Annotated in this window: 11 protein-coding genes; 1 reads left to right on the top strand and 10 read right to left on the bottom strand. The window is 38.5% G+C overall.

Features of this window, described 5'->3' with window-relative positions; translation table 11 throughout:
- Positions 1 to 527: 527 nt before the first annotated feature.
- Positions 528 to 3,989 (bottom strand): peptidoglycan-binding protein, encoded by a 3,462-nt coding sequence (locus tag N7Z68_RS20950; RefSeq protein ID WP_275120419.1) that lies wholly within the window; start codon positions 3,987 to 3,989, stop codon positions 528 to 530.
- Positions 3,990 to 4,170: 181 nt separating this feature from the next.
- Complete coding sequence (locus tag N7Z68_RS20945; RefSeq protein WP_275120418.1) at positions 4,171 to 6,768, bottom strand: peptidoglycan-binding protein; 2,598 nt, start codon at positions 6,766 to 6,768, stop codon at positions 4,171 to 4,173.
- 231 nt (positions 6,769 to 6,999) lie between these two features.
- Between N7Z68_RS20945 and N7Z68_RS20940 the strand changes: the two genes are divergently transcribed.
- Complete coding sequence (locus N7Z68_RS20940; RefSeq protein WP_275120417.1) at positions 7,000 to 8,028, top strand: YheC/YheD family protein; 1,029 nt, start codon at positions 7,000 to 7,002, stop codon at positions 8,026 to 8,028.
- A 40-nt stretch (positions 8,029 to 8,068) separates the two neighbouring features.
- Here the strand turns inward: N7Z68_RS20940 and N7Z68_RS20935 are convergent, their stop codons facing one another.
- The 8 genes from N7Z68_RS20935 to N7Z68_RS20900 all read right to left on the bottom strand — a co-directional run bounded on the left by N7Z68_RS20935 (position 8,069) and on the right by N7Z68_RS20900 (position 22,741).
- On the bottom strand, positions 8,069 to 9,688 hold the full coding sequence (locus tag N7Z68_RS20935) for an ATP-binding protein (RefSeq protein ID WP_275120416.1): 1,620 nt from the start codon (positions 9,686 to 9,688) through the stop codon (positions 8,069 to 8,071).
- Positions 9,689 to 9,817: 129 nt separating this feature from the next.
- Positions 9,818 to 10,888 (bottom strand): CapA family protein, encoded by a 1,071-nt coding sequence (locus N7Z68_RS20930; protein ID WP_275120415.1) that lies wholly within the window; start codon positions 10,886 to 10,888, stop codon positions 9,818 to 9,820.
- Between the two features lie 31 nt (positions 10,889 to 10,919).
- Positions 10,920 to 12,599: an acylphosphatase gene (locus N7Z68_RS20925; RefSeq protein WP_275120414.1), complete on the bottom strand. Its 1,680-nt coding sequence runs from the start codon at positions 12,597 to 12,599 to the stop codon at positions 10,920 to 10,922.
- A 50-nt stretch (positions 12,600 to 12,649) separates the two neighbouring features.
- Positions 12,650 to 14,293, bottom strand: coding sequence for an acylphosphatase (locus N7Z68_RS20920; protein WP_275120413.1), 1,644 nt, complete (start codon positions 14,291 to 14,293; stop codon positions 12,650 to 12,652).
- A 5-nt stretch (positions 14,294 to 14,298) separates the two neighbouring features.
- The gene (locus tag N7Z68_RS20915; protein WP_275120412.1) at positions 14,299 to 15,942 is read right to left on the bottom strand and encodes an acylphosphatase; all 1,644 of its coding nucleotides are present in this window, start codon (positions 15,940 to 15,942) and stop codon (positions 14,299 to 14,301) included.
- A 49-nt stretch (positions 15,943 to 15,991) separates the two neighbouring features.
- Positions 15,992 to 17,506, bottom strand: coding sequence for an ATP-grasp fold amidoligase family protein (locus N7Z68_RS20910; RefSeq protein WP_275120411.1), 1,515 nt, complete (start codon positions 17,504 to 17,506; stop codon positions 15,992 to 15,994).
- Between the two features lie 14 nt (positions 17,507 to 17,520).
- Positions 17,521 to 20,217, bottom strand: coding sequence for a glycosyltransferase (locus tag N7Z68_RS20905; protein WP_275120410.1), 2,697 nt, complete (start codon positions 20,215 to 20,217; stop codon positions 17,521 to 17,523).
- Positions 20,198 to 22,741, bottom strand: coding sequence for a glycosyltransferase (locus N7Z68_RS20900; RefSeq protein WP_275120409.1), 2,544 nt, complete (start codon positions 22,739 to 22,741; stop codon positions 20,198 to 20,200). Before N7Z68_RS20900 ends, N7Z68_RS20905 begins: the two co-directional genes overlap by 20 nt.
- Between the last annotated feature and the right edge of the window lie 5 nt (positions 22,742 to 22,746).

Below are 22,746 nucleotides of genomic sequence, written 5' to 3'. Positions count from 1 at the left end.
TGTGTTTAAAACTAATTTTTATCATAGTTAATGGGGATCATGCTCTATTTTTTACTGGATTTGTATGCTACCATTGTCTCTTTTGCGTTTTAATTGCTTAATTGAATCATTTGTCGCTCTATGATTACCCCATCTTGCTATCCTAGCGCTTTTTCAACCTTATCCCTCCTCTATGATTATCTCTACCTGCTTTTCAAACGCTTCTTCGGCCTCATTCACTCTCTATGGTTACCTCTTTCTGCTTTTCAAACGCTTCTTCGGCCTCATTAACTCTCTATGATTACCTCTATCTGCTTTTCAAACTCTTCTTCGGGCTCATTCACTCTCTATGGTTACCTCTATCTGCTTTTCAAACACTTCTTCGGCCTCATTCACGCTCTATATGGTTACTTCTTCCTCCTCTATAACTAACTCTTCTACTTTTTCAATACTATTTGCCTTTACCCCAACCAAGATACTTAAATTTACTTAGCTAATAACAGAAGAAAAGAGCCTAAGATCATCTTCTTAGGCTCCTTTCTTCTGTTTTACCGATATCTAACAATATCGAAATGTAATGTTGCATTATCTAACTGGTCATAAAAACTCTTAATTCTTGGTAATTGTTTTACTGCCCAGCCCATATCAGTTGCATATTGTGGGAAGAACCCATTTCCATTGGTGTCATAGAGGTGATTCCATCTCATTTTATACAATGTGTTTTGTCCGCGAGCGAAATAGCTGTTAGAAATAAACCTAGCACCACCGATGATAGCAGCTTCTGGAGTGAACCATCCCTCATTATATGCACGAATTGCGCCTAGACGATATGGATCATCATCATTTGCACCAATACCGTACATGTTATAAGTGGTTCTAATATCTCCCAAGCTTGAACGGTTGCTGTCTGTAACTAGTACAAGATTACCACTGCTATTTCGTCCAACTTCTATTCCTGTTGCTAATCTTGAAGTTCCGTTCCCTGATTCAAGCATCGCATGAGCGATTAAATAAACTTCATTCACTGAATGTGTTCTTCCTGCATCAATAAACGCTTGTCCCCTGCCGTGGAAGACTCCTCTTCCTGAAAGAACATTGTTTAATTGTGCTGCTGTTACCCCTACACTCTTATCTAATACTAAGTGCTGGAATTTATCGTTATTGGAAGGGTCTAAGAATGGTGTAAAGTCTCCAGTCTTCGCACTTCTCCATGGTCCAAAACTGATTTCATACCAAACGTTACTTCCGTCTAATGAAGAACCTGTAAGTTGTCTGTTAACTACATATTGAGCATTTTGTCTTATGTTCTGTTGAGATCTAGCCCCAAAAATATGACTAGACGTATTAGCTGATTCTCTTACAACCGCATTATTTCTTACAATTGCCACTTGCGAATTGCTAGCTAGAGAGCTGTGGACATATAACGTGTTGCCACCATAGTTAATCTCGTACCATGTTGTACTACCATTATGTGGATCGCCTGTCACTGTACCATTGATAGTAAACGTTGTTCCTTGGCTTACTGTTGTTGCCACATTTGTACTACTTCCAAGTCTAGGAGTTGTACGTAGATTTACACTAGTACCAGTAATTACCCCACTCTCCACAACATCGACGTGACTGCTGTGAATGAAGGCTGGCGCATTACGGTACATGTCGGTTTGTGGTGGTGGATTTAGCTGCAACTGTCTATTTGCTGCTTCAGTAAGCGTTAGATTATATTGAGTAAACGTGATGACTTCCTTAGCGGCTGCTAACTGCTCTAGTTGTTCATCAATTTTTGCTAATGTAACTTCATCGGCAATTCCATGAACTCTTAATCCATGATCTGCTTGGAATTCTCTAACACGTTGCGCTGTAAACGAACCATAGACTGGATTAATATTCATGTTTCCGTAGCCCAGCGTCGTTAAGTTTTCCTTCAATTGGATTACATCATTATGTTCCCTTCCTTCTTGGAAAGGACTTGATAAGATTTCATCCAACTTGGCAAGTGTACGCTCATCAGCAATTCCATTGACCACTAATCCATAATAAGCTTGAAATTGTCTGACTCGTTGCGCTGTGAATGATCCATACACTTCATTGATGTTCATATTTCCAAAATCGAGTCTAGTTAGCTTTTCTTTTAAATCAATCGTTCCTACGTGACTGACTCCGACTTGAAAAGGACTTGATAGAATTTCACCAATTTTTCTTAGAGTTGCTTTGTCTGCTTTACCTGTTGAAGGTAATCCGTAGTAAGCTTGTAGTTGACCTACTCTTTGCGCTGTAAATGAACCATATACTCCGTTTATATTCATTCCACCAAAGCCTAATCGAGTCATATCTTTTTTAAGCTGAATGACACTATCGTGTGTACTACCCACTCTAAAAATGTTTGATATTGCTTCATCCATTTTTGCTAGAGTTTTTTCATCAGCAATTCCATGTGCTCTTAAACCCTGAGCTGATTGGAATTGACTTACTCGTAGGGCTGTAAATGAACCATACATATCATTTAGGTTCATTCCACCATAACCTAGGATAGTAAGCATCTTCTTTAGTTCGATTGTATCTGCGTGTCGAACTCCTTCTTGGAATGGCGTTGATAAGATTTCATCAAGCTTCTCAAAAGTGCGTTCATCTGCTACTCCAGTTGCCGGTAAACCATAATAGGCTTGAAACTCACTTACTCGTTGCGCTGTGAATGAGCCATAAACTGCGTTTATATTCATTCCACCGAAGCCTAGACGTGTTAACTTTTGTTTCAATTCTATGACACTGTCATCTACGACTCCTACTTCTAGTCCTGATTGACTCACACTTGCAAGGAGCTCTTCTATTTTATCTAAAGTCACTTCACACGCGATCCCATGTGCCTTTAATCCATGATCTGCCTGGAATTGACTAACACGTAATGCAGTAAATGAACCATACATGTCATTTACATTCATTCCGCCATAACCTAATCTACCTAGCTTTTCTTTTAACTCAATCGTATCTGGGTGTCTTATTCCTTCTTGGAATGGGCTTGATAAAATTTGGTCTAGTTTTTCCAGGGTACGTTCTCCTGCGATTCCATCTGAAGTTAGGCCATAATAGGCTTGAAACTCACTTACTCGTTGCACTGTGAATGAGCCATATACTTCGTTGATGTTCATGCCGCCGAAGCCTAATCGCGTTAGTTTTTGCTTCAATTCTATGACACTATCATCTACGACTCCTTCTTCAAATCCTGATTGACTTACACTTGTAAGAAGCTCTTCTATTTTATCTAAAGTTACATCGCATACGATCCCGTGATCTTTTAATCCATGATCTGCTTGGAACTGACTAACACGTAGAGCTGTAAATGAACCATACATGTCATTGATGTTCATTCCACCGTAGCCTAATGTACCAAGCTTCTCTTTTAATTCTATCGTATCAGGGTGTCTTACCCCTTCTTGCAATGGACTGGATAAGATTTCGTCTAGTTTTTCTAACGTACTTTCTCCTGCTATTCCATCTGCGGTTAGGCCATAATAAGCTTGAAACTCACTTACTCGTTGCGCTGTGAATGAGCCGTATACTTCGTTAATGTTCATTCCGCCGAATCCTAGACGTGTTAGTTTTTCTTTTAACTCTATAACACTTTCATGTACGACCCCTTCTTTAAGAGTAGGATCGGTTTCAATAGTTAAGGCTTCAACTTGTTGAGGCTCTTCTTCCTCAACCTTTTCTATTTGTTGCTCACTACTTTTTGTTTCTATATTACTAGATTGATTAGTATCTTCTAGGTGTTTTATATCATCTTGTTGTTCTTCATTAAATTCTAGTAGTATAACATTTTCTTCAGTTAATTCTTCGGTGCTTGTAGCTTCTTCATTACCAGTCAAACCTTGTTCTTCTGAGCCTGCTTCTGTTATATCCTCTACTACTTTTTTACTATCTTCCAGTGCTTCAACCGTAAACTGACCATAGCTGAATGAAGGAGAAAATATAACTATAGTACCTACTAATAATATTTTTGACTTTTTACTTATCACTTATATATTTACCTCCCGTGCTAGTTTTAAAGAATACTTCATTTAGTATGATTTATATCGACATTAATTTCAATAGTTTTTATTTGGTTTTTTATTAGTTTGTATATTTTTGTCATAAGTTGTGGTTTTAAAAAAAGAGAGATGAACCTACGAAAGTTCACCCCTCTTGAAATTAGTCTATTTACCTCTTTTTTAAATTAAAAGATTGTGCTATAGCTTCTGCTGTGATTTGACCTAACCATCTTCGATAATTTGGATCTTGTAGTTTACGATTTTCAGTAGGGTTATCAATAAACATATATTCTATTAATATAGATGGCATATTCGTGTTTCGAAGAACGCTAAAATCAGCTGTTCTCATTCCTCTATCTCTTATACCAATTCGATTAATTAAAAAGTTGTGAATATCTCGTTGTCTTTGAATTGTCTCATTTGAAACAATACCATTATGGATATAAGTCTCAAATCCATTAGCACTTCCATTAAGAGCATTCATATGTAGACTAACGAAGTAATTCGCTTTCCATTTATTCGCCATAATCGCTCGGTCTTCTAGTGCAACGAATGTATCATTTGTCCTTGTTAGCTGGACTTCAACTCCTACGTACTGGGTTCTTAACACCTCGGCAGCTCTTAATGCTACGTCTAGCACAACATCACTTTCACGTAGTCCGTTTGATATCGCACCTGAATCACGCCCGCCATGTCCAGGGTCTAAAATGATACGAACGACTCGGTTTTTTATTTCATAACTAATCCTTGCTAACGTGACTTCATCCGCAATACCATTTACCCTTAACCCGTTGTCAGCCTGAAATTCTCTTACTCGCTGGGCTGTAAATGATCCGTAAGTTTCATTAAGACTCATTCCACCATAGCCTAACACTGTTAAGTTTTCTTTTAACTTAATCGTATCTTTATGTTTGACTCCTTGCTGGAACGGGCTGTTAAGAATCTCATTTATTTTTCCTAGAGTGCGATCATCGGCTATACCATTTACTACGAGTCCGTAGTAGGACTGAAACTCTCTTACTCGTTGGGCCGTAAACGAGCCATATGCTGTATTGAGATTCATGCCTCCAAAGCCCAAACGACTCAGGTTTTCTTTTAGCTTTATCGTATCTTGGTGGCTCACACCTTCACGAAATGGACTTGAAAGAATTTGATTGATTTTTTCCAGTGTACGATCATCGGCTATACCGTTCACCCTTAGTCCATAATACGACTGAAATTGACTTACACGTTGGGCCGTAAATGAGCCATATGAGGTGTTGAGGTTCATTCCTCCAAAACCTAATCTAGTCAGGTTTTCCTTTAACTGTATTGTATCGTTATGGCGTTTACCTTCCTGCAATGGTGTAGAAAGTATGGTTTCAACTTTTGTTAATGTTGCAATATCACCTTTACCAGTTACCTTCAACCCGTAATAGGACTGGAGTTCTCTTACTCGTTGGGCGGTATATGAACCATAGACACTATTTAAGTTCATTCCTCCAAAGCCTAAACGTGTTAGATTTCTTTTGAACTCAATAACACTGTTATGGTTACCTCCTACTTGAAATGAGGTAGAGAGAACTGTATCCATTTTCTCAAGTGTTTTCCCATCTGCAATACCGTGAGCTTTTAATCCATGAGCGGATTGAAACTGGCTTACACGCTGTGCGGTGAATGAGCCGTACATGTCGTTCAAATTCATTCCACCGTAACCTAACCAATTTAGCTTTTTCTTTAACTCAATCGTGTCTGGATGTCTTACACCGTCTTGAAACGGAGTTGCTAAAATTTCATCTAGTTTTGAAAAGGTGGCTTCATCCGCTATACCTGTAGATGGAAGTCCATAGTAGGCTTGGAACTGACTTACACGCTGGGCTGTAAAGGAACCATAAGTTGCATTTACATTCATTCCTCCAAAGTCTAAACGAATTAGCTTAATCTTTAAGTCTATTACTCTATCATTTACATCTCCGACTTGAAGCGACAAATTTGAAACCGTGAAAAGTTCATCTAGTTTCGTCAGCGTTATTTCATCCGCTATACCGTGGGCTTTTAATCCATAATCTGATTGAAATTGGCTTACACGTAATGCCGTAAACGACCCATACATGTCATTAACGTTCATTCCACCATATCCAAGTGTGATAAGCTTTTCTTTTAACTCGATCGTATCTTCATGCCTTACCCCCTCTTGGAATGGGGTTGCTAAAATTTCATCCAGTTTTGAAAAAGTCGCCTCATCTGTAATTCCATTTGCTGGCAAACCATAATAGGCTTGAAATTCACTGACGCGTTGAGCTGTAAACGAACCATAGGTTGCATTTACATTCATCCCACCAAAACCAAGACGTATTAATTTGTTTTTTAACTCAATGACCCGCTCATCGACGTCTCCCACTTGGAGAATATCTACCGTCTGAACGGATAAGTTAGTAATGTTATTATCCTCTGTTCCAGTTAATTGTGTTTCACTACTTTCATCACTAGTGTCACCATTAATGTTAGAATTCTCCAGTTCTTCTATTGCTGGTTGATTTTCAAGCTCTTGCTCCTCTTCGATTGAGCTTTTTTCACTAGATAAATCTTCTGATTCGATTACTTCAGTTAGTGCTTCTTCGTCGGTATTTGTTTCCTCAATCTCAACAATTTGCTTAATATCATTTTGATCTTGCTGTGATTGAATATTGACTGTTTCTTTTTCTGTTGCTTGAACTGATAGCGGACTAAAGTGGAACAGAGAGATTAATATAATTAATAATATATTGATAGACTTTCTAATTTTCACTTTAGTTTCACCTCCCTAGTGTTAGAAATTTACAAATGAACACCTTATTAGTATCGACTATAATTCTTATAATTTCAATATTGTACATTATTTTGTAATACTGAAATAAATACCAAAGAACAAGCAACTATCGAAGACTATTAATCATTAATTATTAGTGTTAATATATCAAGTGAATTAGTGTTAATATATCAAGTGTCTGTGTTAAGTAATTCTTTAGGAGTTGTTAATATGATTGTAGGATTTATGAGAAATTTCCGTAACCCACCACAATTAACAAAGCTTTTAGCTAAGTTATCTAAGTATAACGGTATAGAATTGGTATATTTTAATGCCTCAAATATTGATATTGAACGGAAGGTTATCAAAGGAAAGATTCTTGTAGATGATAAGTGGATTAAAAAAGAAGTACCTGTACCTATGTTTATTGATGTTTCAAGATATTGTTTTAAACACAAAGACGAAATACGTTTCCTACAAGAAAATAGTACGCTTTCTACTGGTAAGCTTGGTTCAAAAGATGTCATAAATGAAAAAATCGTTAGAGATGGTCAATTTTCTAAAATCATTATCCCTACGGATAAGGTTTCGACATTTAGTAACTTTATTGATTTCTTAGTAAAGTATAACAAAATTGTTATGAAACCCCGAAATGGTCATAAGGGCCAAGGAATTTATATTTTATCTTCCATAGATAATGACACATATAGTTTAGGTTTTGAAAAAAGCGAAAACCAACTTAATACAATAGAATTACAAGAATTTTTTGAGAAAAAATTGAAGGATAGTGGTTATATACTCCAAAAATGTATAAACTCTAGAAACAGCTACGATGACCCCTTTGATTGTCGGGTACGACTTGAAAAAAATGGAAAGGGGGAATGGGAAGTAGCAAAATACTTTATTAGAATTGGTATTGGCCAGAAAGTAGTTTCAAACATAAGTCAAGGTGGCGGCATTAGCGAATTAGATCCGTTTTTAAAAGCTAACTTTGGTGACAATTGGGAAGCCATAAAAAATTCAATTGAAGGTATTGGCATATCTTTTCCTTATAAACTAGAAAAGCTATTTGATGTCAACCTAACATCATTGGCACTAGATTTAGGTATTGATAGAGATAATGGAAGCATCTATCTATTCGAAACCAATAATGCTCCAGGCTATAAGACCGTATTAGGTGAAGTTGCAATGTTACGGTCAGATTACTATAAATATATTTTTAATGAAATTTCAAAAAACAAAACCAGGGTACCTTGTTAACCTGGTTTTGTTTTTGTATTCAGCTAGGTTTCAAGAGAAATTATGACTTTTGTTTAAACAGTCTAGAAATTGCTCTTAATGGTTTGGTTACTTTCCATGACGTACTATAAACAAGTTGTTCTTGTTTTTTTCTTAGCTTCTTATTCTCGGTTTTTAACTTTTCGTTTTGTTTAATTGCGTCTTTACTTTTCTTTATTATTGAAGAATTTTGTTTTGATTTCTGACTACTCTCTTTTGCTTCTTCAACATAAAACCCTTGCATTACAGGTGTAGTTCTCATTTTTATTTCGACATCAACGTCATTTTTGGATCGGGTTATCTTTCTTTCTAATAGTGTAAGAAATTCATCCATTTCACTCTGATTACCGCCAAGAATTAAAGAGAACTTACTTTGACTTAATTTCTTTATAAATCCACTCTGATTATACTTTACTGCATTAGTCTGAATCCATTCTTCTAGATCTTCTGGAAATTTATTTGCCGTAAATAAAAAACGTTTCAATTCAATTTTAGTTGGAATACTTGGGATCTCGATATATCCAGTAGCGCCCTTTAAAAATGACTTATATACATGATCAAAGTCAAAATACATTTTCGAGGCATTTTCCCGATCATACCCCTTTGTTTCAGGGAAGTAATAGTCAATTATTGCCGAAGGAACATCTCTTGCCTTCCCATAAGATGGGAATAAATGCGTTCTAATATGTGCCCTTGAATTTATTTCAAGTACTACCCCAGTATTTGTTTCTTTATCAATAATCATATCTACCCCAGCTTGGCAAAGGGTAGGAATTGCTTTTGTAGCAGCCACTGCAATTTTTTTCATTTCTTCAGAAATGTCATCTGTAACATCAACTGCTTCTCCGCCTGACGATACATTGCTCTTGGTTTTTAGAAAAACCACTTCATCTTGCTTCGGTATAGATTGCATGGTATAACCAAGTCGCCCTAGCAATTCATGTGTTTCTGTATTGACAATAATAGGCTTATTTTGGAGTGAAGGAATTTTCATCCGATCTTCGTTCTTCTTTTTCAATAGTTCCTCAATGGTATCTTTACCATTACCTGTTACACTCGCAGGATCTCGTTTAAAAACACCTACAACTTCATCTCCGACAACATAAAGGCGATGATCTTCTCCCGCAAAAAATTGCTCTACAATCACTCTTTTAAAACCTAGTTTACCACGGACATAAGTAATTGCTTGCAACATTTCTTGATCATCTTTAATGTTAGCAATTACCCCTTTTCCTCCCGTACCATCTGTTGGCTTCAATACTAATGGATAACCCAATTCTTTAGAGTATTGTAGAATTTCCTCGTCAGTTGAATTGTCTTCAAACACCCCTCCTTTGGGAGCTTCAACGCCTGCTTTAATTAAATATTCTTTTGTTTGGTCCTTATTTACACAAATTCTTACAGCTTCTTTGGAGACTAAATCTCCTCTTGTAATTTGAAAATAATGAGACTTTTCTTTACTACTTAGTACGTACTCTATTACTTTCGCTTTTTTTCTCTGATAATTAACTTTTATTTTTAAATCTAAGCCTCTTCTCCAGCCCTCTAACGCAATACTATAACCACTTGACATATAACCGTGAGCATATTTAGGAAGAGCACCTCTAAGATGAGGTAGATATCTTTCATCAGTACTGTTCAAACCTTTTCGCCCCATTCTTGTTAACTAATTTAGTCATTCTATAAACTAACTTCGCTTTTATCTCATTAATTTAAAGCTGGTGCCTCATAGGATATTTTTAACTAATGGTTAATGATTTAGCTTATAATTTTATGAGATTTCCATGTCTGGAATCCACGTACGTAACCGTTCTTTAATCTCCTCGTAAACTTCAGCAGATTTAAAATCGCCCATATGAGTTTTTATATACTCTCTTTGAGCAACTATATCTTCTAATAGGTGCATTTTGTAATCCTCTTTATCTGTACTATCCACAAATGTTAATGTCATTTTTGGATTTGTTACTTCTACAACAGAGTTCTTATCTTTCTTTTCAATGTCGACCGTTAAATAAGCCCCTATTTGTCTAAATAAGCCTTTTTGACCTGAGAAGAAGTTACCTAAAGAATATGCAGTAAACGTCTTAACTCCTCTTGAATTTAGAATATAGGCAGGAGGCTGAAGAACATGAGGATGATGGCCAATTATTACATCGGCTCCAGCATCTGATAGGGTTGCAGATATTTCTCTTTGATCATTGGTAGGGAAGAGGTGATATTCTTTCCCATAATGGATTGATAGTACGATTACATCCGCTAAATTTTCCTTTTTTATATTTTGTATCTGCTTACTAATTTTTCTTACATTTGCATTTTCAAAGCTATCTACTAGATAAGACTTTCCGTCTGGAATTTTTACACCAGCCATCCTTTTCGTACATGAGACAAAGCAAACCCTAAGACCGTTCTTTTCGATAATACGAAGTGTATCTTTATCTTTTTGCGAATTATATGCTCCAACATAAGGCATACCAATTTCATTTAAGTTATCTATTGTACGAAGAATACCTTTTTCACCTTTATCTAAAACATGATTGTTTGCCAAGTTTACGATATCTACACCAAACTCTTTTAATGTATAACCTATTTCAACTGGACTATTAAATTTTGGATAGGAAGATAAACCTATTTCTTCACCGGCTATAATTGACTCCTGATTTACAATTTTAATATCACCTTGTTCAAATAATGGCTTTACATTTTCAAGCATAGGATTAAAGTCATATCCAGCCTTCAGCTTTCGCTTTGCTTTATTATAAAGTCTATTATGTAGTAATACATCGCCTGTAGCTGCAAGTGTAAACTTCTTGCTCTCATCTTTACCTAAAATTTTGTTAAACAAATTAACCACTCCTTATCTATATATCGAACCCTTAGTTTCTACCCTTTAATAAGAACTTCGCTTTTCTTAGTGGTGATGTTAATTTCCATGACCTACTTTTTTCAATACTTCTATATTGTTTTTTTATTTTATTATACTTTTCAAGTAGTTTACCATTTTCTTGTTGCAATTGTTCATGCTCTAATAGCAATTGTGCTTTTTGAGCCTTTTCTTTATTAAGCGCTTTAGTCAACTCTACTGTTTCTTCTGAATTTGATTTTTTTCTAATTTCAAACCCAACCTTGGTCGGCTGGTTCCAATTGTATTCATTTATTCTTTCAACTCGAGCTTTGTCTGGACCATTTTCACAGTCATTTTTAAACTTACTCAACTTTTCTTTATCTGGAGTAATAGCTACTATAACTACTTTTCCATTTTCTAAATTTTTGACATACCCATTAATATTAAGTTCTATAGCCTTCTTCCTAACCCAGTTTCTATAACCTACACCTTGAACTTTACCTGTAGCAATGTACTTTTTCGCATATAACTCACCTTGTGGGAAACCCATTACTTCTATTTCACTGACAGATCTTGTTTTTAACATTTCATTTATAGATTTATAGTCAAAATGAAGAATACTTTTTATATTCGATGGATCCTCGATCGTCTCTGGAAAATAAAAATCAATGATTGCACGTGGTACATCTCTCGCTTGTCCCAATAGAGGAAAGACATGCATTGAAATCTCAGCAGTTGCATTAACTTCTATTACAGTGCACTTTTTAGGATCTTCTGGATCAATGATAACATCGATACCTGCATGATAGAGATCAGGAATTGCTTTTACCGTATTTACAGCAACTTTTTTTACTTCATCTGTTAGAATATCTGTCGCATCTATAGGGTCCCCTCCCATAGAAACATTACTTTTCTCTCTCAAATAAATGGTTTCGCCCTTAGGTGGGATGGAATCTAAGCTATAACCTTTTTTATTTAGCATTTTCATTATTTCATTATCAATTTTTATCTTTTTTCCAAGTAAATAAGGGTTTTCTTTTTTTTCTAAATTCTTAATTTCAATAAGCTTGTTTATTGTATTGTTGCCATCGCCTGTAATATTAGCTGGAATTCTATTTACTGCACTTATTACTTTATCATTAACAACATATACGCGGTATTCGTTCCCTGCAATAAACTTTTCAATGATATATTCATCGTAATTGAATTCTGTACGGAGACCCTCAATTGCTTCTTTTAACTCATGGGTGTCTACAATATTCGCATAAACACCTCTACCTAAACTCCCTGTTGTAGGTTTAAGAACAACTGGAAAGCCAATACTTTCCGCATATGATGTCATTTGTTGAATTGGAGTGTCAGCTAAGAACTGTCGTCCCTGTGGAACTGGGACATTTGCATTATCAAGAAGCTCTTTTGTTTTTTCTTTATTTCTGCAGATTTCAACTGCTTCTTTTGTTACTAAATCCCCTCTTGAGCGGTTAAAGAAGTGTGTTTTATTATTATTACTTAGTGAAAACGTCTTCCCTATTGGATTCACACCTAGTATTTTCATATCAGTCACTAATCGAGGGTTATTATGCCACTTAAGAGTTAAACCACGTCGCCAACCTTCTAAAGCTACTAGGTAGGCACAAAGGCCAAATCCTCGTGCGCCTGCTGCTTCTTTTTTTGATAACTTATCGATTACATAATCGTATTGTTCTTTCAATGCTGACCCCTCCATAAAAAACCATTATTTGAATGGCAATACAATAAAAATTAAAAAGCCTTTTTCAAGAAATTGCTAATATTTCTCAAGAAGAACGTCATCTTCCACGATCTACTTTGCTTGATCTTATTGACCTCTTTGGTCATACGGTTCATTTCTTTTTCGATTCTTCGTTTTTCTTTCTCCATCTTTCTTAACGTCGCTTCTACTGATCGCAGGCTTGTCGTTTTAAAGCCTTCGCTTATTTCAAAGCCAATTTTAACTGGTGATCTATAAACTTCTTCTTTTACCTTTTTCACTTCACCGAGATCAGGTCTTTCTGAAAAGATGTCTTTGAAGTTGTTCACTACGTCTTTGTCTGCTCCGGCTATAACGACTTCAATTTCACCGCTCATTAAGTTGTTGATATACCCGTTTAGCTGTCTATCTAACGCTTCTTTTTTAATCCATTCATAGTATCTTACCCGTTTGACCGCTCCTGAAACGATATACTTCTTAGCATAAAGTTTACCTACATGTGCTGGTGCGACTTCAACTTCAACAGCTGATCTATTTTGTAATGGTTCTAGGACCGTATTAAAGTCAAAATAAATGTTTGGTTTTTCTTTACCGATTTCCTTTGTTTCCGGGAAATAGTAATCAATGATAGCCGATGGTATGTCGCGAGCTTTTCCTTTTATCGGAAATAAAATCCCCCCAATTTGGGCTGTTGGGTTTAGCTCAATGACAACTGCAGATTTCTCAACAGGCTTACTATGATCGATAATAATATCTACACCACCATGATATAAACCTGGAATTGCTTTCACTGCATTTATCGCGATTTGTTTAATTTCAGGTGCTAACTTGTCCGTCACGTCAATTGGATCTCCACCTGCAGATACGTTCGTTTTTTCATGGAGTAAGATCTTTTCACCTTTTCTCGGAACACTGTCCATTGAATAGCCTGCCGTTTCAACGAATTCATGTGTTTCTTGATCGACTTCGATGAGGCAGCTGAATAGACGCGCGTTTTTCCTACGTTGTTGATTTTTTAACTCGATTAACTCTTCTACCGTATGAACGCCATCACCTGTAATATTGGCAGGGAGGCGGTTGTATGCAGCGATCACTTGATCTTCAATAACATAGACACGATATTCTTCACCGGGGAAGAAGCGTTCTACAATGACTTCACGATAACCAAGATCTGACCGAACGTAAGCGAGTGCTTTTCTAAGCGTCTTCTCACCTTTTATATTCGTAATAACACCATTACCTAGACTACCGTTCGTTGGCTTTAAAACTACTGGATATTCTAGACTATTTGTATACTTGATGATCTCTTCATCAGTAGCGTCTGCTCCAAACTTGTCTCCTTGTGGTACAGGTACCCCTGCTTTTGAAAGATAGATCTTCGTTTCATCCTTATCAGCTCCTACTTCCACTGCTTCATTCGAAACTTTATCGCCTCTCGTTCGGAAGAAATAGTGCGTTCTTTCCTTCGAACTTAAAGAGAATAAACGGCCTGGAGGATTTACTCCAAACGTAATCATGTTGTCAAACTTACCAGAATCAATTGTATACCACTTCAGAGTTAAGCCACGTCTCCAGCCTTCAATCGCTACAGCATAAGCACATAGCTTCGTTTTACGAGCACTTACAACCATTTCATTTGTAAGATGAGGAAGAGTAATGATTTGATTATTTTCCATGTAAATCACCCTCCAAAGGAACGTGCGATATATTTAAATAGGTCCGCAAGCTTTCGAAACGGCAAGGTCATTCGCCAAGTGAAATTCTTTGCATACTTTCTATGTTCACGTTCAACTTTTTTAAATTCCTTTTCAAGTAAGTCCATTTCTTGTTTCATCAGACGTAGTTGCTCTACTTGTGTTTTCAGGTCAGCCTTTACTTCAAACCCAACTTTTACTGGTCCGTCCCATGGCTCTTCTTGGACTGCCTGGACATCGGATCTTTCTGGATCCTCGAACAATGCCTTTCTAAAATCATCAACATTTTCATGGTTTGTCCCTGTAACAACGACTTCAATATCATCATTTTCAAGATTACGTACAAAACCACTAAGTTTTAACTCAAATGCCCGTTTTCTTAAACCACGATGATAATCGATACCTTGAACGTCACCAGAAACGATGTACTTTTTCGCATAAATATTTCCTACTGGAGCAGCGGAAACAGTTGTGACTGTTGCAGACCTTGTTTTAAGTGGCTCAATGATATCTGGAAAATCAAAATAGATTTTCGCCTTGTCCGTTACGATCTCTTTCGTTTCTGGGAAATAAAAATCAATGATGGCTGCAGGTACATCACGAGCTTGTCCTTGCATTGGGAACAATAATGATCCAATTTGTGCAGTCGGGTTAAGTTCAATAATGACTGTTGCGGTTTCTAGTGGTTGATCTTTTTCAATGATAAGGTCAACTGCAACATGATGCAGTCCTGGGACAGCCTGTACAGCTCGAACTGCAGTGTCTTTTACTTCCACCGATAATTCGTCTAATACATCAATCGGATCGCCGCCAATTGAAATATTACTTTTATCTGTAAGAAAAACTTTTTCTCCCTTTTTAGGAATGCTTTCTAGGGTTAGTCCTTGTGCTGAAATGAAATTTTTCATTTCGCTGTCTACCTTAATTAAGCAGCTGATGAGGCGTGGATTTAATTCTCTAAGCTGATTTTTCTGCTCTATAAGTGACTGGATCGAGCTAGAACCGTCACCAACAACGTTTGCTGGTATTCTATTAACTGCAGCAACTACTTGGTCACCTACAACGTATACTCGGTATTCTTCACCAGCGATATATCGCTCAACAATCACATCACTATATTTTAAATTAGATCGAACATGAGTAAGTGCCTCACTAAGCTCTTCTGCAGATTGGATGTTGGTCATAACCCCTCTGCCAAAGCTTCCATCCGTTGGTTTAAGGACTATAGGGAAGCCAATAGAAGAAGCATAATCTTCTATCTCTTCATTCGAAGCATCTTCTAGTAACCTCTTGCCTTGAGGAACTGAAACTCCTGCCTTTTCAAGATAGCGCTTGGTCTCTTCCTTATCAGCGCCAATCTCTACTGCCTCGTTGGTTACCTTATCTCCTCTTGTTTTAAAAAAGTAATGCGTTCTCTCATTGGAACTTAGAGAAAATAACTTTCCAGGTTTGTCTACAAACCAGGTTTTCATATCGGCAAATTTTTCAGAGTCTTTAACGTGCCATCTCAACGTAAGCCCACGTCTCCAACCTTCTAAAGCAACTGCATAAGCATCCAGCTCATGTCCTCGTGCATCTTCCATCACTTCAGGTGAGAGATGAGGGAGCCACTCTACTTTACTTTGCACCATCGTGCATCCTCCTAAAAATCAATCATCACTGTTGATCTATAAATTAAAGTTATGAATGTATCTTTTTATATTTATCAAAGGACTTTCCATTGAGTAGGTCCTGTATGAGTCGTTCTTCTGCTTCTAAATAATAATCCCCTAGCCATTGGTCTGTTTTACGGTTAAACTCATCGTAATTGCCAGGCTTTGGAGTGAACTCGCCAAAGATGAGCTCTTGGCTAGATTTTAAAAAGTCTATTCGGATGAACGGAGTTGGAATTTCGGCACTGATCGACGCTGCTAGGTCGATTTGCGCTTGTGTCGCTCCTTCTCCAGTAAATAATTGGTCATCATATTTACCAGTACTTATTCTCTCACCATTTGCGTTCCACCAGCAATATCTTAAATTTGGAAAGCGGGTAATTTCTAAAATTAGAGCAACCTTTCCGTAAAAGCAGTAAAACTTAAGGTCCTTTGCGGGGCGTCGATCAGTTGACTCTCCTAAAATCAACTCTTCGATCAGCCATTCGTCTTCCGTTACCGCACCAGACGCTAAATCTTCTGCTATCTGTTCCTTCAGCGCTTCCCAGTTCGGTAACACATTTGAACGTCTGACATCATAAATTTCACTTTCACTTATCACAAGGTAAACGCCTCGGGATCCTGCACCTTCCGACGGTTTAATGACAATGCCCGCTTCTATCGGGAGGTCCACTAGTTTGTATTTTTCAGCTCGGACCCATGGCCTGCGGACGCCTAACTGATCGGCGAATGTATAAGCTGTTACTTTATTGTCTAACAGAAGCTCGGGCGTATGTTCTCTAAGCTGTCTGACTCTTGCCCGCCTGCTTAATGATGCACTGAAAGAGGAGGCGCTAGTAAGCGTCAACTCCCCTTCATTTTCTGCCGCCCTGACGATAAATTCAGGAATTCCATTCATTTGAAATCCTTTTAATACATGTGAAAAGACAATCTGTTTAGAAGCTGGCTTTTCTTTATTAAATAACCGAGCGGTCTTAGTTAATGCTTCTCCATAATGGGATTCAGCAGCATTTTTCCGCTTCACTAGTTGGTCTATATATTCTATAACTTCCCCATTTTCTTTCGCTTTTTTCGCTTGTTGGTGAAGTTCTTTACTATTTACATGGCCAAGCTCGATCTTCATTGCTGTATTTTGCTCTTTTGTTTTTACGAGCGCTTCGTTGGTTTTGTTCAGTTCACTTTGCAGCGCTTTATGCGATTGTTGCAAAGCCTCAAAGTCTTCTTTTAGCTTTTCAAACTCACTAGCTTTGAAGATTTCTTTGATTTTTTTACTGATGGTTAGTGTTTTTCTAATGGGAAGACTGTACTTCCACGTTCTGCTTTGGGTAATTTTTTTACTTTCTTTCTTTTCCCGTTTGTGTTTGCGCTGTAGCTGCTGTAATTGTGTTTCTTTTTTTAAAAGGCTAGCAAGTAGAGTTTGTTCTTTCTCTTGTGCCGCTTCTAGTTGTTGGTCAATAGGTGCTTCTTCAGAGGTAGGATCAGGTGATGTTGACTGTTGGTTCTTTTCTTTTAATTGTTGTTGCATTTTTTCATCGGCAACCATGTCCTCACCTCTTTTTACTTTATTTTAAGGGATTTGGTTTCTAAAAAACATTCTTCTAACCGAGAAGCATGTTTGGTATAGCCAAAGTGATGTTCTACGTACATCTGTGCTTTTTCCACTTGGCCTTCATATGTTGCTCGGTCTCCCATTAGTTCATCAATCTTACTAACAACTTCATATGGCTCCGCATAGATTGCTGCTTCGCCAAATAATGGTTCATAGCTTGGCGGAATAATCACAGGAACGCCTGCAGCCATTGCTTCAAATATAACACGTCCAAATGCTTCGACCCATTTTGGATGTGTATAATAAATGAATACATCGAGCTTGGCTAGAAAATCTTTTGGGTGAAGCTCTCCAAATTCATACACATGCCAGTTCCCTGGCAATTCATTTAACACTTTTTTCGGCGCTTTCGCACCGCCTAATACGTGGATTTCATATCGTTCCGAATTAGGGTAGATCGTCAGTAACTCGTCCTTCGTGTCAGGCCACTTGACGTATTGATCACGTGAATGACGTCCGATGCGAATTGTTCCACCCGTCTGTGGACGTTCTTTGCGCTTCCACTCGTTCACGTCAATAATGTTTACCCAATCATCCTCAGATAATGTGATCGACTTTAATTCATCGGCATGATGTTCATGTAATGTTTCTCTAATTGACGGCCCAATCGGGTACCAGATGCCAGTAGCTCCGTAGTATTCTTTCAGTTGCTTTGCGCATCGGTCGATCGTATAAAGTGTCGTTCCTTTTTCGCTGTACTCTCGTTTTGGCGGTTGATTGACAATCACACGAACGTTCTTGGCCTGAACATCTGGAATATACTTTTGCCATTCTTGTAAAATCGGTGGGTGTCTTACGATTAAAACGTCACAGCTCACCTTTTCTCCGTACACAAGCATCGCTACTTGGTCACCGTCAACCAATTCTCGCACCTTCGGATTGAGTTCTTTTACCGATCGCAGGTCATAGCGCGCCATCTGGATAAGTCCTGTTCGTAAGCCCATTTGCTTTTGCGCTTTTATTTCCTCGACATTCGACATATTCGTTCCTCCGAGAAGACGGAATTCAGAGGAGATAATGACATCAAAATGTCTTCGGCCTTCAACCTTTTCTTCGCGCTCTGGCCACATCGGTTCTGGAATTGGATATGGACGAGTAGTTTGCGGTAATGGATAGTATAGATTCCCACCGCTTTTATGGTGGTTCTCATATACTTCAGTGTATTCCTTTCTCGCTCCCATAAAAAATCCGTGGTAACCGAACGCCTGACTGCCCGTTAAGGAGCCTTCCGATTGTCTTTGAAACGAGTACGGCCCTGTTTTCAAATCGACGACAGCATCCTTGCCAAACACAAGCTTGAGTCGCTTCTTGAATTCGCCATCTGCACCAAATCGTACACAGTCCCAATACCCAAGCTTGTCCATCGCTGGTTGGCGTCGGAACATTAAGGAGGACATGTTGGAAAACACATATTCACCTGGTTTGCCGCGTCGGTAAAACTTCAACTCTTCCGTCGCACGCGCTTGCTCACTCGTGTTCGCAATCACCGACTCATTTTGCAGTAAATGGCGAACTTGTTCTTCGATTTTTTTAGGGTGTGACCAATCATCGGCATCATTAATGGTTACGAACTCCCCTGTTGCGATTTTTAGCGCGTTGTTTCTCGAAGTATAAGCACCGCTGTTTCTTTCATTGGAGATCAATTTGACTCTCGGGTCTTTATTCATGTAGTCTTCGACAACGGCTTTCGTTTCGTCCGTGCTGCAGTCGTCAGCGACAATCACTTCAAGATTTGACCATGTTTGAGCAAGTACAGAATCCAATGCCGTTTGAATACTTGTCGAAGCATTATAAGCTGGGATTATGACCGTTACTTTATGCTGATCGATGTCTCGTTGATTGACTTGGTCCTGGTTGATAGTGGCTGTTGCTAAGCGATCATATAATGTACCTGATTTGGTTTCATCTTCTACTATCGGAGTTATTCCTTTAAGACTTAAGCCTTTATTAATCCAGTTTAGACGTTCTTGCTGCGATGCTTCTAGGCTTGCTCGGGCAAAATACAAATCGATATGCTTTTCTCTAGTTAATGCTTCGTCAATTACTTGTTTAGCTTTATTAACCTCACCTAATAGATCATAGCTTTCAGCCTTTAAAACCGCTATTCTGCGCGTTGACTGTTTGGTCGTTTCCTTTATCTCTGCACGTTCTAGCATTTCAAGGCATTTCTTCGCATTCGCTTCATCGTATTGGTTCGCATGCCATAAGGCGAGCTCCCACGCTGCCTGCTTGCGAATGTACGGGTTATCCGATTTTATGCATAGGTTTTCTAGTTCTGCTAATGCCTTCTGAGTAAATCCAAGTTCGTAAAGGCTGTATTTCACTTTTTTGACGCGCTGCACAGCCTGTTTCTGTTGATGCGTACGACTGAAAACATCTTTAAGGGAACGTTTACCCGTAATCACTTTGGCAAGAAGCCTTCCGTTCCTTTTCACCTGAACTACTATACTCGCTAACTTCCAAATTCGGTTTTGTTTTAAGGCTTGAAATTCACTTTCTAACCGTTCACGCTCCTGCTTTGCAAGCTCATACTGTTTTTGTTCCTGATCAATTTGACGGTCAAGGTCTCCGAGCTTTTTTTCAAGTTCCTCAGTTCGTTTCTGAACGAGTTCAAGTTGTTCTTGCTTACTGACCGTTTTCTTCATGCAAGCATTCCTCCAACCTCGATGCATGTTTCGTATATCCGAAATGGTTCTCAACGTAAACTTGTGCTGTCTCGACTTGACGCTCATATGCCTCACGATCACTCATGATCTCATCTACTTTCGTAAGCACCTCATGTGGCTCTGCATAGATAGCTGCATCACCGAATAACGGCTCATAGCTCGGCGGGATGATAACAGGCACGCCAACGGCCATCGCTTCGAATATGACTCGTCCAAAGGCCTCGACCCATTGAGGGTGGGTGTAGTAGACAAATATATCTACTTGATCGAGAAACTCTTTCGGATGCAGTTCCCCAAATTCATAGACAGTCCAGTTAGCCGGCAGTTCACCTAGAACTTTTTTTGGCGCCTTAGCTCCGCCTAGTACATAGATTTCATAAGGTTTCGTTTGCGGATAAATCTGCAAGAGCTCCTCTTTTTGATCTGGCCATTTCACATATTGGTCGCGTGAATGGCGCCCAATCCGAATTGTATCGTGATCGTTCTTACTCTCTGCACGCTTCCACTCATTGACATCAATAATATTGACCCAATCCTCATCTGCTAGTGAAACGGACGGTAATTCTTCGGCATGGTGTTCATGCAAAGTTTTACGGATCGATGGCCCAATCGGATACCATTGGCCGATTTGCCCAAAATAATCCTTCATATGCTTTGCGCATTGACCCAATTCATATAAAATCGTTCCTTCCGCACTGTACTCTCGTTTTGGCGGCTGGTTGACAATTACTCGAACATGCTTGGCATTGACTTCAGGAATGTATTTTTGCCAATCTTGCAGGATCGGTGGGTGTCTGACAATCAGTACATCACAGCTGACCTTTTCGCCGTACACAAGCATAGATACTTCGTTTCCATCGATAAGTTCACGGACTTTAGGGTTGACGTCCGTTACCGAGTTCAAATCATAACGTGACATTTGAATAAGGCCTGTACGAAGACCAAGCTTCTTTTGTGCTTTAATCTCCTCGACATTCGACATATTCGTTCCACCAAGAAGACGAAACTCTGACGCAATAATGACGTCAAAATGTCTACGTCCATCGACTTTTTCTTCTCGCTGTGGCTGCATTAGTTCTGGTATCGCAAATGGTCGCGGTGTCTGTGGAAATGGGTAGTATAAGTTTTCATTGTTGCTGTGAAAATGCTCATGGGCTTCGGCGTACTCTTTCCTTGCCCCCATAAAATAGCCTGGAAATCCGAACGCCGAGTTTCCTGTAAGTGAACTTTCCGACTGACGCATAAAGGAGAGCGGTGCTGTTGGCAATTCAACGATTGACTTTTCACCAAACACCTTCTTGATCCGCTTTACATACTCCGAGTCGCCTGCAAAGCGAACACTGTCCCAAAAGCCAAGCTTCTCAAACACTTTTTTACGACGAAACATAAACGAGGACATATTGGCAAAAACATAGATCCCTGGCTTGCCTCTGCGGTAAAACTTTAGATCTTCTGTTGCGCGTGCTTGCTGTGAGAAGTTGCCAATCGTATTCGGATTCGCTTCTAGATGTTCCACTTGTGTTTTTACTTTTTCTGGATGTGACCAGTCGTCTGCATCATTAATCGTTACATAGTCCCCAGTTGCCACTTGTAAAGCAACGTTTCTAGCGACATATGCTCCGCTGTTCTTTTCCGTTGTTAACAGGCGGACTCGGGCGTCTTGTTCAGCATAATCTTGGATCACTGCTTTTGTATTATCAGTACTGCAATCATCAATAACTAAAATTTCGAGGTTTTCCCACGTTTGATTCATCATCGATTCGATTGAAGTTCCAATCGTTGTTTCGGAATTATAAGCAGGAATGATGATCGAAACTTTAGCGGTCTGCCCTGCACTTGTACTACTATTTTTTTCATTATCATTCGACACATATAATCGGTCATAGGCAGTGTTTTCTTGCTCATCGGTGAAGGTGACTTCAGGCAATTGGTACTGCTTGAAAATTTTATTAATCCACTTCTCTTTTTCTCCCAAGTCATTCGTTAAACTCGCCATTGCTAGGTAGAGATCAACATGTGCTTGTGACGCTAAACGCTCGGAAATGACCGATTTCGCTTTGTCTACTTCACCTAACAGTTGATAGCTTTCAGCCTTTAGGATCGCTGCTCTACGTAAGGAGTCCTTATCCTTATCATTCATTGTCGCTTGCTCTATATAGTGAAGGCAGGTTTTTGCTCCGTCCTTACTGTATAAATTGGCATAATAAACCGCTAGCTCCCAAGCCGCTAGACGCTTCAGAAAAGACTCTTCATTTTGATTCGCGAACTCTTTTAATTGAGTGAGTCCTTTTTCTGTAAATCCTAAGTTATATAAGCGATATTTCACTTGTTCGATCTTTTTGAGTTGTGATCGTTTTTTCCCAGGATTCATGAGCTTTTTCAATGCTTCTTTTTGACTTTGAGTGAACAGCTTTGCCATCTTTTCCTTATGCTTCGTTTTTAGAAAACGATAAAGAAACCAATCTGCCCCTTCGATTACACCTTTTTTTACTAATCGCAACATAAAAA

Origin of the sequence: Alkalihalobacterium chitinilyticum, from assembly GCF_029028005.1 — a bacterium.
Classification (GTDB): domain Bacteria; phylum Bacillota; class Bacilli; order Bacillales; family Bacillaceae_F; genus Alkalihalobacterium; species Alkalihalobacterium chitinilyticum.
The sequence above is the reverse complement of the archived record's forward strand: the minus strand, read 5'-3'. Positions and strand labels throughout refer to the sequence as shown.